Below are 13,671 nucleotides of genomic sequence, written 5' to 3' on the forward strand. Positions count from 1 at the left end.
AGCGTTAGCTTTAACGGTTCCTTCGAGCCGCTTACAATATCTATGCCCGTTGGAGATAACTTGGCTTCACTCCCATGCTCTGTTCCGAAATATCTAATGTTAGGATCCCCAGATTTCTCACATTCTTCTCCATTCGTTCGTACACATCCCGTCACGATCGCGCCTTTTCCATCCGCTTCTGGACAGTACAGTGTGGCACTTGTTCCGATTTGGGGCATGCAGTACATGGCATTCCCTGTTGGTGGAGCGAATATGAACCAGTGAGCGGTCTGCTTCGGTTGATCTTTATCTATTGTGAGGTGTAGCTTGACTTGCTCTCCCTGAACATCTAGCACTTCTCCTTCAAGTGAGACGCCAGACAGCCGTTCATTATGTATAATTCTTCGATGTATTCCTTTCTGGCGAGACAAGCGATAGCTATATACCAGCTGTATTTCCTCTAAGCATACTGTCTTTTGGCTAACGACCAGTTGTTTATCTCTGAAGTTCACAATGTCACCGATGTTATATTGCTGATCACTTATGATGTCATAATAGAAGAAGTCCGTATGATGTAGTCCTGCCTCTGCACCACCCGCGCGATGATACGCGACTAAATCTTTACCTGCCGTATAAGATACATCATCTGACATGTTATATTCTTTCCCTGGAGGTGTACCGAAATATATTTTCGGGTCCGCATACTTTAAATCCGATGTAGCGAATTGTTGGAAATGACTTGCTAGACGCTGGATGAATTCCCAGTCTGTCTCTTCATATTGGATGATGGGTTCCCCTATAGGAATTCCTACTCCGACGTTACACGAAACATCTCCTCCTGAATATTCTTCCATGATACTCTGAAGTAGGGCTTCATAGGTCATCGTACTATTCTGGAAGGTTCGTTTTCTTCGCTGGATATCTAGTTGAATGCTTGCGGATAAGCTTTCAATCTCCACATAATATACGCCATTCACATTCGTACTTTTCACTGACGTAATTAAACCTTTAAAGACGATGATTTGTTTCTCATCCCTCTTGTCATAGATCGTTAGTTCATCTTGCCACATCGCTCTGGTCGTCGATTGGATGTGAAATGAATCGTCTACGATGCCTTTCATAGTCGCCTTAACGTGTTCTCCAGGCCTCATGATGATGTCCAGATCGATAATCTTTTGCAGAGAATATGGTGTGTGGACAACGAGACTATCGTACGTAATCATGTTCGCAACCTCCCTTTAGACTAGTCATCATGCTGTCCATCTTTGAGGAACTTGACTACACCATCCACACAATGGCAGAAGATGACTGAATCTGTGGTCAGTGCTGCTTTCCCCTCTACCAATGTCCCTTCTTTAGCATTCACCCATTTCCCATAAAAGATAGGTACACATGGTTTACCCGAGATCGTCCCGGATCCATCTTCTGCGATAAGATGTACGACCTCGCTGTTTAGGTTATGCACACTATTACATATACCAAAGTAAGGGATATGATTCGGTTTGCAATCTTCCACGTTCATCATCGGCTTTTCATTGACGTAAGAACCATGACTTTCTGGAAGATTAATGCGCCGATGGTGAGATCCCATTCCACATTCCATCAACGCTCCTCTTACGACATAAGCGGGATGATCCGACATAGTATCTTTCTCCTCTCTATTCAACAGAAACTTTTAATTATTTCTCTTGATCAATGTCATGATTGGCGGATTCTTTACTCTGTATGCCAATACTGCCATCCCAATCAAAAAGGCGATTCCCGTAATAATGATGGCACCCGTAGGTCCAATGAAATCCATGACTTTATACAAATAATACACGGACGCTTTCACTACTCTAGTTCTACTAAGACCGTTTCGTGCCTCTTGGGCAAACCATGTCAAGAATACGCCTGAACCGATAATGATCAGCAATGCTAGAAGTGGCCTAAACGTTGCATTGAATCGGTTATACTCTTTCACTTTGAAACTACATTCATCCTTTAGAAGTTGGTATAATTCTTGGAGAAATTGCTCCGTTTGCTCCTTATCTTCTATACTTAGAAAGTCCGTTTCTTTCTTACCGTTCACTTTCGTAACAATCGTGATGAGTGATGTCTTTTGGTTAGAAGATACTTTTTTTATAGTGTCAATATAATGTACTCTGCTTGGTTTCAAGCTATAAACAAAGTCTTCATCTCCATATACATTTTCAATAAATTGTTCAACTTCATCTTGATTTACTTTGTCAAATATATAATCTGGCGTAAGAATGATGACTTGACCAGAATCTGAATCTATCGGATAAATTCTAGTATTTGATATCATTTGATCTGTCAATGTTAGTCCCCCTTTTACAGTTCAATAGTTCTATTCAACAGAAACTCGATCTAAGTGGATGCCCGTAAACCCACGCCGAAGTATACTTTCTGCAACATCTAGTCGAACGACAATGAGCGGATTTTCGCTCTCTTTAATTTGAAATATGTGATGATTCTCAATCAGACTTTCTTGCAGAACGAGTCTTTTAATCGTGGTATGATCATGGTGAAATTCCGTATTTGGACTGAGACAACTGATTTCCTTAAAGATCGGTAGATAATATTCTGATTGTTTCTGCATGGTTCTATCGATAAGAACGACTAATTTCGTGACATAATCAGGCTGATATAAGTCTATCAATTGTTTCATATGGCTAGACATCAGCACGATCTGTCGATCAAGGAAATCTAAATAGGTTGTTTCTTGATCTGCTTTCACATAAAAAATTGATGTGTCCGGAATATGGTGTGCATCCGTTAGATGAATATGTCTAGTGTCAATCTGAGTTCTGAGTTGTTCTATCATCGGGATTTGGGTATACCGCTCGTCCTGCCTTAATACGAAGTAATCCATTATTCACAATCCCCACCTTGACCGTTGTATTCAAAGACAATTTCACTTTCATCTCGATATTCCCCCACCGCCACAATCAAGCCAGAATCATCTATTATATGGTTGAAATGACATGTATCCATGATGGAAGGGATTTGTTCTTTGATCAACTCTTTGGTTAACAAGTGATATTTATAGCCTTCGATCTGCTTCACTTCTTCAATATCCATCGAAGTAACTTTTCTTGCATAATGTTTCTTCTCTTGCTCAAGCATCTCCATCCGTTTAAACAAAGGCTCGAACATAAAGGCTGCCTCCCATGTCGTGCTACACTCTGTTGAATCCAGGTACCACTTAGCATCATAGGCATCTAGTCTGTACATAGCCTTATTCTCCATTACACTTGTACGTAAATAGGAACAATAGATATAACGTATCTTCCCCTTATCTCCTTGTTCATGTAATATGCTTGCCTTCACCAATAAATCATGGAAGGATTCATACAGGCTACGGTCAATCTGTTCTTGACATTCTTTGTAAGCATCGTCAATGAGAATGACATCTTGGATCCACTGATGAAATACGAATTTCTCTAAAAATTCGGAAATGGCAGCCTCTTTATTCATATAGTTCATCGAATATTCACCTTGGATCCGGTCAACGCAACTTCATCTTGGATCGTCAGCATCGTATCCGCCTGCTTAAGATCTACCCCTTCATCTCCCTGAATCAGAACCTTGGCTCCACCTGTAATTTCTATATCATCTACAGCCGTAATCACAATTTTCTTGTCACTCTTGATCTCTATTCCTCCATCGTCTGTTAATCGCAATAACGTCTGTCCATTGCCGATAATCTCAACAGCTCCTGGCTGAAATACAATTTGTTTCCCATACTTGGTACTAATGCTTTTCACGGATGGATCACTTCTCTTGGTCGTATCTGAAGAGTCTAAGTCTACTGAACTTGCTGCAAAGGCATTCTTCTCTTCCGCATCAGGGAAGTAAAGACGGACCTCATCTCCTATCTCAGGCATACAATACCAGCCGCTTCCATCTGGTGATGAGTACACTGTTGAGTAAGAGAACCACATTGCCTGAGATGGAGTGTGGCTATCATCTATCTGTAGATGTAGCCTCACTTTATCCTTAGCAATCGCTGTGATTTTACCGAATAAAGAGCTGCCAATGATGGCATGGTTAGTTTGCTTATGACATTGAAAGCCTTCTCGATCACGCAATTGATATTGATTTACGAGTATCCCTTTCTCGATCACTATGTCAGCACGATAGACATATAATTCATGATCACGAAATGTCACAGGACAACCAATCTCTAGCAGCTTATTGCTTGTAACTTCAAAACTGAAGTTACTTTGACCAACAAACGGATCATCGCTATTCTCGGTGATCTGTTTAAATTCTTTCATGTTATTGTGTATCTTATAATTATATTCATTGAGTTCAACAGGTTGCCCAGCATCTGACAGACCCACATAGTATTTAATCCCGTCCAATGTACTGATAGGAAGTAAGGGCATTTGAAAGTGAGAAGCTAGTCTCTTGGCGAATTCCCAATCCGTTTCTCGATACTGAACCAATAGCCCTCCAATAGCTGCTCCATTGGAGGCAGCATCGACTACGTCCGACTCTGGGTAGGAGTTGGTGATCACTGCGAACACATCTGAATAGGACTGTTGGCTATGTTGAAAGGATCGACTCTCCTTCTTGATATCCATCAGGAAAGTCTTACTACTTGCTTCAATTGTCATCGTTCTCACATTTCTATCTACTTGAACGGCTATATTCGTAATTATCCCTTTGAATAAGGCCATCTCTCGGTTATCGTTGGTTACACATATCTCAATACTTTCATTCTCATCGATTTGTTCAATATATTGATCTAGTTTACTTTCAGGAATAATTCCACTAATGGCACACGTTACATGCTCATTGACCTGTCTAATTAAGCTCAAGTTGGTTATCTTATCGAACGGACTGGATTTCATCGATATATCTGAAATGGTATATATAGCTTCACTCATGGCTATACCTCCTGTTCACGAATTTCAGCCGTTTGAATGGATCGAATAACTTGAAATGCTATATCTCTCCATTGAGGCTGATCTTTATAAAGACAACTAAATGTTCCCATGATCGTTTTTCCATCCACGGCTAGAAAATACATAATATTGTAGACAAAACCGTCAAGTGCAGAACTTTTGAATTCAAAGTAACCGATCTGTTTACCGTTCACACTCTCGACTTCAGTCGTATAAAAGACATTTGAAGGATTTGTTTTCTTAATGACGTCCCTCATACCAAGAGTAAGTTCCTTCACCCAATGATCACTTAAGTCTTCTTCCAGATTACTCAATGAAAAGTTAATGGCTCCTGTATCATCGGTTTTAATAATTTCAGGTCGTTGTTCATGTGGATATTTCATTTTCTTATGTTTCTCTTCCATTTCCTTAAAGTGATTAGGCAATTGGACAAATAATCGTTGATCAAAAAAGGTAGCTTCTTCAAATTCGTAATAGTAAGCTCCGATTTTTATTGGACCATCTGTGATTTTTGGAGGTTCACTAGATTTGTCTTTCATTTCATTTAATATTTTTAATATTTTCTCATCTGCACGCTCCATATCATTAACAACCTCCTTCTCGTTATAAATCTATTAATCCACAATCACCCGCTGCGGCCCACCCATGGAGAAACTACCTCGGGCTTTACCGCCGCCACGAACGTTATCCAGAATTCGACCTAGATGCTTATGAATCTGCACATGGGTGTATTCCTTGTAGGCTATGCCCATACGGCCGGCGATATAGTGTAGAATCATGCTGCGTGACACGGTTCCTTCATTGCCGCACATCATTGCGAAGATTAGATCACGCGGGTCCGCGCTACCACTACGAAGCATCTGATCTGCGAAATAGCGCATAATCAATGGGGATAATGTACTCTCCCCATGTGCAGCATAAGATGTGTGCAGCACATTCAAGGTGTTGTATTCGGTCGTGAAATCCGCGAAGTTCTGATAATCCTGGCGGAGTCTGGCCCCTTCCTTCAGCTTGAACCGACCCAGTTCCAACTCAGATGAATTGCAATCTACTTGTTCGTCTAGCACAATTTCGCTAGAGTACACTGTCAGGTCACTACCTTCCTTCACTTCGAGGAAACGGATCTTGAGTACTAGTTCCTTCCCTGTAGCCAAATAGGTAATCTCCGTAGATTCGTTCAATATGTAGAGCCTTCCCTCATGCCGTACAATACCTGGTGAGATGATCAGATGCTTAGGACCGACTTTGAGATTAGCACCTGTCACAATACCATCGGAATAATCCGCATAGTGGATATCTACGAATTCTCGAGGGAAGTCTCGCAAATTGGTCAACATTTCTGTCTTCAGAATTCTACCTTTATTGAAATGGGGATATAGATGTGTAAACAATGTGCTCCTCCTCTGCCGCTTCGTATCTTTATTTCAATCCATCGAAGAAATCCAATTCAGACAGATCGCTCTCAAATGCAAATATTTGTTTCCTTCCAAGATGTAATCCGTCCTTCTGCCGTGCTATAGGAAGTACGTGGAACCCCCAATGATTGTCATCTGCGAACACGAACCACTTGGTCTCTCCATTGACGATAGAATCCGTGTCATCCTGTGGGATTTTGTCCGCATAGGCCAAATTGATCTCCTGATGCGTAATGGGATGATAATCCGCGATTTTATTTACGTATAAGTAACTGTGACGGAGCCCGCCATCACTTCCATGGAGGAAGAATTCTATTTCTGCGGTATCGAATGGACGTGAGATGGAACCGAGCACTCGGTTACTACGTTCCAAGCTACTGATCAGTTCTTTCTCTTGATGATTATGCGTATGTGCACTAACAGCGTAAGGAATAACAGACGAATAATTCGTAATACTCACTTCAATGCTACCGAATTTACGTGCATGCAAATACCGAATCGCCCCACGTAGACAGGATAATTTAAGATCAGGTATCCTTCCTTCTACAGGCTTCTGGCGGAACTCAATGCTTCGTCCAGGGACGAATTCCTTCAGTGCTTCACGGAACACGTCGATACGACAGGACTGACCGGTAAGCTTAATAATGGAATAGTCGCTGATGCGCCCTTCACGGTAGAAATCATCGAGGAATTTACGGACGACGTCATATATATCCGCTTTGATTAATTGCGTGATCTCCTTAATATTGAACACGACATCGGGAAATTCGTATTCATCCTTCATCACTCCATTGCGAGAGACCGACAAGAACCAGCGATCTATCGTCGTAATCTGTAAGTCGCTTTCTTCGAGCGCATCGTGCTCAGAATGGAATCGATTACGCAGTATCCCCGTTCTACGAAAGAACTGCTCTTTCATTTGTTCAGCAATTTCCCATAAGAAGTGAAAGTTACCTCTTACACGTAAATACTCATCACGTGAACGATTCTCATATAATGTGAATGCTGTTGGGATCACATCTTCCGCCTCACGGTACCTTCGTTCTAATTCACTATATATTTGCTCAACACCCTGTTCATCGACCTCTCGGAATAGATCATTCGCAGGAATATTGATCAGCTTATCAATATCACTTAGATTACGTTGACCCATGTAATAGTCGGCAAAGACAATCTTCATGAATTGCATAATGCGGTATGTAATGTTATTGCCACCAAAATTGGTGTCTCCATTCTCATAAGTCGTATTAATATCGATTCGATAAGACATATGACCGTCTTCCACTCGGAAGTTGCAAGAGGATAAGTCCGTTGTTCCTCCCCCACAGTCAATAACCAATGCCTTATATTCCTCTCCATCCTCAAACGTTCCCCGTTCAATTCCATCGGCAATGGTGTTGTACAGTACGGCCATTCCTTCATCCAGCGCGTTGTCTCGCTCAATCTTATAGTCCGGTAAAATATGAGTGAACATATCAAGGAACTGTGTCTTCATCTTCACAGGACTAGATAGGTGCAAATGTCTGAATTTACACTTGAATTGTTGTTCCGCTCTCGTTATCACATAATGAATATACGCGCGAAGAATCTCGCTCCTAGATACCATTGCAATATTCCCTTGTGTATCCATGACTTCTTCTTGCTTGGTGTAATTGTTCACCCATCGCTTCATCCCGTGAAACACACTAGCACGGCTACTATAACTACTATGACGCATGCTTCGAAGCGCCTGATAACCGAAGTTATACTGAATGTTGGTTGGGTCAGAACAGTCCGTCACACTAACTACTGAGGGCAATGCTTCAATCCAATCCGTCACCTTATACGTGGTATCTGGGAACTTAACATAGTTGATGGTATCCATCTGAATCTGTCCATTTAGCAGATCTAGACTACTTGGCGATGCTGCATAACCGTTATATAGAAAGGCACCCGCTGTCGTATTCGATGTACCGAAATCAATAGCAAGCACAGCGTCTGTCTCTTCTAGTTCTCTTATCTCCAGTTCTGCGAGAGGGATCTTATAATATTGAATATTAGCTGGGGGTTGGTCATGCACCTGATAATAGGTATTGTAGATATATTCCGACTCTCGTTTACGCAAGAATAATAGGCTATAATGGCGATTAGATGTAAGAAGCCACTGTGTTTCGTGATCCGTAGTCAAATAATATTGTCCCTGCTTCCCATCATCTTGTTGTAGATGAAGAATGCCGCACAGCTCCATACGATCATTCACCAGTAACACATTGGATTCTGGTAGCGGTACTGTAGTAGTTACTCGATAGCTATCGGACTTATCCGTGGCCATTCCTGAGTAAAGAATCAATCTTGCAGGTACACGAATGCCTCCGTCACCTTGGAGTGGGAGCTGCATATACTTGCGGATCGTACTTTGAACTCGATCAAAGCCTCCCTCACAGATCGGGCCTATGAATAACCGTTCCTCCGCACTTAAATACTTCATGATGATGCGGATTAATCCCTCACGGTCCAAGCTATTGCCCAGTCCTTCAACCAGTCTTTGTTTATAGCAAATATTCCTCAACTGAAATGTGGTCATATCCATAAGTTCATCCCGGGTATACCTAACAACACCGCGTTCAGAGGCTTTCGTTATTAGATCGTTATACAATTTGTAGGAATAACCCTTCATACCTTTTCCTCCTCACTGATCATCTGTGAAGTCATCCTATCCGCCAATGCAGACCTGTATTTCAATAGATTGCGATACGATCTTGAATCATCGTGTAATCTTCATCAATAATGCCAAAATGATCGTTCCAGTATACCTCTGCGCTATACTGGATAGGGAGTAGTAGCTCCATAATCAATTGCAGTTTGTTACGTGTTGTTTCATTCTCCCGCTGCCCAATGTAGAGCAGAAGTTCATCCTTCTCCTCACAGATCGCATATATGGTTGAACGTTGGAACATCCGACTCACCGTATCTTTGAACAAATAAAGTGCCTCTCCGGTATCGTATAGTCGTAGCACATTAGCTGCAATGATCTCCTGTTCCTCTCGATCGAATAATGAAATATGCTCTTTCACTACTTTTCCCAGCAGGCCATCTTGGATATCTCGCAGCACGAAGCGAATATAATACTCCCGCTTGTTCATCCCCTGCATTAGATCGATATCAGCTAAGAAATGAATTAATATATCAAACAATGCGCCACGAAGTTCCGTATCTTCTGTATTATTTATATCAAACATGCCATTAAAAATATCGTAGAAGCGATAGTACGGATTCACCTCAACGTCACCCGCAACCGTCATGGCGTTCAAGTCCTCTTGACTAAGCTCCATATATGGCGAATATACTTTAGCAGGCAAGAAATGGATGTCTCTCTTGGCCATTCCTAATTCCTGTCCGCGGATAATGAGGTCCCAGATATAATTCAAGCCCATTCTCCTTCGCACTTATATTCAGGGAAAGCTAGCTGAATCTCAGATACGAGAAAGCTCATTAAATCCTCTAGAATAAACTGACTCTCTCCCCGAATCACACTGCTCCGAAAGCGCAAAATCATGCGCGTCTTCCCTTGCTCCGACCGTACATGATCACTAACAAATGGATTCAGTTCATAAGTGACAGAACGGCACACACCAGACTCATCTAATTCGTGATCTATTAGTTCTAGCATCTTTGATTCTTCGAAGGAGTGAATCATACGAATGATTTCCCCCTTTGAGCGCACTCTTTGATCTTGTTTATGCTTGTATTTGCCGATGAATCCTTCCGCCTTACGGTTGGATATAACGTCGTAAGCCAGCTTACCAATCACCGTATCTACTGGTTCTGCGATCTGAAGCAAATGCCATATATCTGATTTGTCACGAGAGGATACGATTGTAATCTCATCCCCCGTACGCTTGATATACCGGATATCCTCTTGATCTCCATTCACCAGATAACCATGCCTAATCCCGGTCTTAAGTAGCGGTAGCACATGTTCATAATTGATACGGTCCTCTGCTGGAATAGGAAATCCCCCTGTCCTCAGCTCTAGCTTCTGAATATTCCACAGCGGTATAAGATTCACTCGTTTATATGACTCGTATTCTTCTAAATGGACCGTCACTTCGGAGATTTCTTCCGAATCTTCTAATTCGCCATCACATTCAGTCAGCACGACATCAACGAACTTATGTATGTAAGGATGATTGATCGTTCTCCATGGAAGACCGTTAGTAATAAACACATGGTATAGCTTCTCAATTTCATCCTGATATGTTCTGTTCTGCTTCAGTCGAACCTTCACCGTATATCGTCCATTTTGAGTGACCAGCACTCCCTCGAATTCCCTGTCGCTTTGCAGTAACTGTTTGATTAATGAATAATTGCATTGTAGAAAAAAAGTAGTCAGTACAACCTCTTCCTTCTGACCTAGAGCATCGACGATATGCTTCATATCAATGACTGGCGCTTCCGCATCCTGAGGGATGATGGGGTATAGAAATTCGTGAATGGGGTCCAACTCATCCCTTGGGCATAGAGCTGTGAATATATCATGCTTCCCGTCATCACCCTCGATCTCATCGAATACTCTACGCTCCAACTTCCGATTCAAATCATCTTGATACTCTACTAGATTCAGGAATACACCTGTCATCATGTTCTTCAGCATACGACGTTGCTGTAAATCCTCCATCTTGCTAATTCGGTCTTGTACGATATCCTTCATCATCACAGCTCCTCCTTGCTATCAGGGGTAGAACTTGTCGGGCTTGTACCATCAGACGTACCATCCGTCTCACTCTGGGTGCTTTCATCTACTACTGGAGGTGTTGTTGTCACATTTTTCTTCGTAGCTGCCTGTTGAATAGGCTCCGTCATCGCTTCGTAGGGATTGGAAATCTCTTGTTCTCCTAAGCTACTATTGTCTGTACTTGCTGCTGATACCGGCACTATGGGATGTAACTTCTCATCCGCCTTAGCAATCTTACGCTCCATGGCCAATACCTTCTCTAGCTTGCCGATAGCCTGATATTTCTCCTGCGCCCGCATATAACCATCTATAGCACCCGCATAGTCCTGAGCATCGAAGCTACGGTCGCCTTTTTGCTCTAACTTATCACCCTGCAGGTTAATGGTCTCCGTTTGCACCGCATCCAGCTTCTCTTGAGCCTTACTCATCTTATCTTGTAAATCCTTCTGAGCGGTGGTGAACGACACTTCGATTGCGGATGTATTCGCCTTCTTATATAGAACAAGCGCACCACTGTAATCTTGACCCTGAAATTTGAGATCTCCTTGCCTAATCTCTTCCGTTACTCGCTCATAATCGGTCGTACGATCGATTCTTTCTTGAATATCCTTTTCATCGAACGCATCCCAACGATCCGCATCATCTAATGCCTTCGTATAACTAGACACCGCTTTATCGTAGATGCCATCCTTCAAATAGTCATCGCCATCCACTAAGGTCCGAGCTAGCTTCTGCTTATCTCCAATGAGCTTGGTATGAACTTTATCCTTCACTTTAGAAGCTGCATTTCTTGCCTCGCTATATGATTTAAGCGCCTTCGTATAATCGCCGTCCGCTGCATATTCATCTCCGTCACGTTCGAATTCCACCATATTGGCGGCCGCTTCAGCAATGCGGGTCGCTTCCCTTGCTTTATATATCCAGAGTCCCCCACCTGTTAATAGAAGAGCCATCATAACGATCAGAATACGCTTGATCCATTTCTTACGATTCTTAGGAGGCTCTTTATAGGTCTTATCTGTATAGATCGCGACAGCCGTATAATTATTGACCGTTCTCTGCTGTTTACTAAGAAGGATCTCTTCCAGCGTATCTGTCAGTGCTTCTGGTTCTTTACTTTCCTCCAACGCATCGAGCATTTCGGGTAGATTAACCTGCTCCCATAATCCTGATGTGCATAGCAACAACACATCACCATCTGACAGTGGAATGCGTGGGGATACATACGGGTTGAAACGGTCTGGATTACCCATATAATTCAGTAAATTTCCCCGTTCCTCATGCTGTGATACGGTCTCATCCGGGAGATATCCATCATCTGCCATAACCTGGGATAGACTCTGATCTTTACTTTTCTGATTGAGCCTCCCCCCACGAAAGTGATATAGCCTCACGTGACCACTAGATGCCCATACCATCTTCGTATAGTTGGTTACAACCACGAGTAGACTTGCCTTCAGCCGGACCCTCCGACTCTCGAACTTCAGCCATTCATGCGCCTCACGCAATGAGTGCTGCAGTTGCCTCCGTGACATGGTTGGACGCTCTATGAAATTCTCTAGTACAATCTTAGCTATTATCTCAGCGCTATGAGCCTCTTGATCGTTATCAATTCCGTCCGCGATCACATAACAAGCCATATCATCAAGTTCGATATAAGCGAAATAATCCTTATTATCAATAAAAGAACCCGCTTCGGAAACGAAACCGGTCTTGAAATCACTGTTCTCCTTCCTCATGCGTTCCCCCTTGTCTCTAGCGATCCGAGCTTTGCGGATGCCGCAAGGAATCACCAGCCCTTTTCTAGTATAATAACTGTCGCATTGTCCTGATTTCTTAAGCCTTTGGCATCGAGCTGTTCGATAATGTCATCAGCGATGTCCTCCACTGGCTTCTTCTGCTTCATCACAAGTTCGAGCTCTACTTCGCTTAATGCATCATATATTCCATCACTGGCAAGCATAATCTTGTCCTGTTTGCGTAACGAGAATGGTTCGCCTATCTCCATATTTCTAAATCCTTCATATCCCAAATAATTGACCAAATGCTTACGCACAGGACTTGCCTCAGCTTCCTCTTTGGTCAACTCACCACTGAGAACTTGCTCACGGAGTAAAGATGTCTCGACCGTGTGCTTGGAATTCATAGGGATGAATTCTCCGTCACGGAATACCGAAATCATACTATCTCCCACCGCTGCCCAATGCAGCACTCCAGAAGTTACTACAGCTGCGACCAAGGTCGTTCCACCATGACTTCCGCTTAGATTAGCTAGAATCCCATTGTTACTCTGCATTGCTGCACTAGCAAAGAAATCAGTGAAATCCTCCGTCTTCTCTAGCATCAGAAATTCCTTACTAAACACCGTCACAGCGAGCGTACTAGCCATTCTTCCGTTCGACAAGCCACTAATCCCATCAGCAATGACTGCAAGTGTACCGACAGAGGTTGTTGAACTCGAGAAGTAATCATCTTGCTCCTCTCGTCTTCCGATACTTTGTCCATTCCCAATATGAATTCCAGTGGTGGTGGTGGATTGACGTCGTACGAGCACTCGCCGAACATAGTACAACACAATCCATAAGATGAGTGCCGACAGAATAACGATATAATGCTCTAACTCTACATTCTGCTGCATCGTTAACAT

General features: G+C 42.6%; 13 protein-coding genes. All 13 read right to left on the bottom strand.

Annotation, left to right across the window (positions count from 1 at the left end):
- A partial coding sequence (locus tag AC1TO9_RS12715; protein ID WP_482059349.1) for a contractile injection system protein, VgrG/Pvc8 family occupies positions 1-1,202 on the bottom strand: 1,202 nt, incomplete at its 3' end.
- Between the two features lie 20 nt (positions 1,203-1,222).
- Positions 1,223-1,621 carry a DUF4280 domain-containing protein gene (locus AC1TO9_RS12720; protein WP_482056113.1) on the bottom strand — a complete coding sequence of 133 codons (399 nt, stop codon included), beginning with the start codon at positions 1,619-1,621 and terminating at the stop codon, positions 1,223-1,225.
- A 33-nt stretch (positions 1,622-1,654) separates the two neighbouring features.
- On the bottom strand, positions 1,655-2,299 hold the full coding sequence (locus AC1TO9_RS12725) for a hypothetical protein (protein WP_482056112.1): 645 nt from the start codon (positions 2,297-2,299) through the stop codon (positions 1,655-1,657).
- A 30-nt stretch (positions 2,300-2,329) separates the two neighbouring features.
- On the bottom strand, positions 2,330-2,854 hold the full coding sequence (locus AC1TO9_RS12730; RefSeq protein WP_482056111.1) for an imm11 family protein: 525 nt from the start codon (positions 2,852-2,854) through the stop codon (positions 2,330-2,332).
- Positions 2,854-3,468: a hypothetical protein gene (locus AC1TO9_RS12735; protein WP_482056110.1), complete on the bottom strand. Its 615-nt coding sequence runs from the start codon at positions 3,466-3,468 to the stop codon at positions 2,854-2,856. The genes AC1TO9_RS12730 and AC1TO9_RS12735 overlap by 1 nt, the downstream gene beginning before the upstream one ends.
- Complete coding sequence (locus AC1TO9_RS12740; protein WP_482056109.1) at positions 3,465-4,877, bottom strand: phage tail protein; 1,413 nt, start codon at positions 4,875-4,877, stop codon at positions 3,465-3,467. Before AC1TO9_RS12740 ends, AC1TO9_RS12735 begins: the two co-directional genes overlap by 4 nt.
- 2 nt (positions 4,878-4,879) lie before the next feature.
- Positions 4,880-5,476, bottom strand: coding sequence for a hypothetical protein (locus AC1TO9_RS12745; protein ID WP_482056108.1), 597 nt, complete (start codon positions 5,474-5,476; stop codon positions 4,880-4,882).
- A gap of 33 nt (positions 5,477-5,509) precedes the next feature.
- On the bottom strand, positions 5,510-6,286 hold the full coding sequence (locus AC1TO9_RS12750; protein WP_482056107.1) for a DNA and RNA helicase: 777 nt from the start codon (positions 6,284-6,286) through the stop codon (positions 5,510-5,512).
- Between the two features lie 28 nt (positions 6,287-6,314).
- Positions 6,315-8,966, bottom strand: a complete 2,652-nt coding sequence (locus AC1TO9_RS12755) for a molecular chaperone (RefSeq protein WP_482056106.1) — start codon at positions 8,964-8,966, stop codon at positions 6,315-6,317.
- Positions 8,967-9,027: 61 nt separating this feature from the next.
- Positions 9,028-9,723, bottom strand: a complete 696-nt coding sequence (locus AC1TO9_RS12760) for an iron-dependent peroxidase (protein ID WP_482056105.1) — start codon at positions 9,721-9,723, stop codon at positions 9,028-9,030.
- Complete coding sequence (locus AC1TO9_RS12765; RefSeq protein WP_482059485.1) at positions 9,714-11,000, bottom strand: normocyte-binding protein; 1,287 nt, start codon at positions 10,998-11,000, stop codon at positions 9,714-9,716. The genes AC1TO9_RS12760 and AC1TO9_RS12765 overlap by 10 nt, the downstream gene beginning before the upstream one ends.
- A 2-nt stretch (positions 11,001-11,002) precedes the next feature.
- Positions 11,003-12,763, bottom strand: a complete 1,761-nt coding sequence (locus AC1TO9_RS12770) for a serine/threonine protein phosphatase (RefSeq protein ID WP_482056104.1) — start codon at positions 12,761-12,763, stop codon at positions 11,003-11,005.
- A 50-nt stretch (positions 12,764-12,813) separates the two neighbouring features.
- A complete protein-coding gene (locus AC1TO9_RS12775) occupies positions 12,814-13,662 on the bottom strand; it encodes a PP2C family protein-serine/threonine phosphatase (RefSeq protein WP_482056103.1) in 849 nt (282 codons plus the stop codon).
- Positions 13,663-13,671: the final 9 nt, after the last annotated feature.

This window comes from Paenibacillus sp. Y916 (assembly GCF_056786435.1).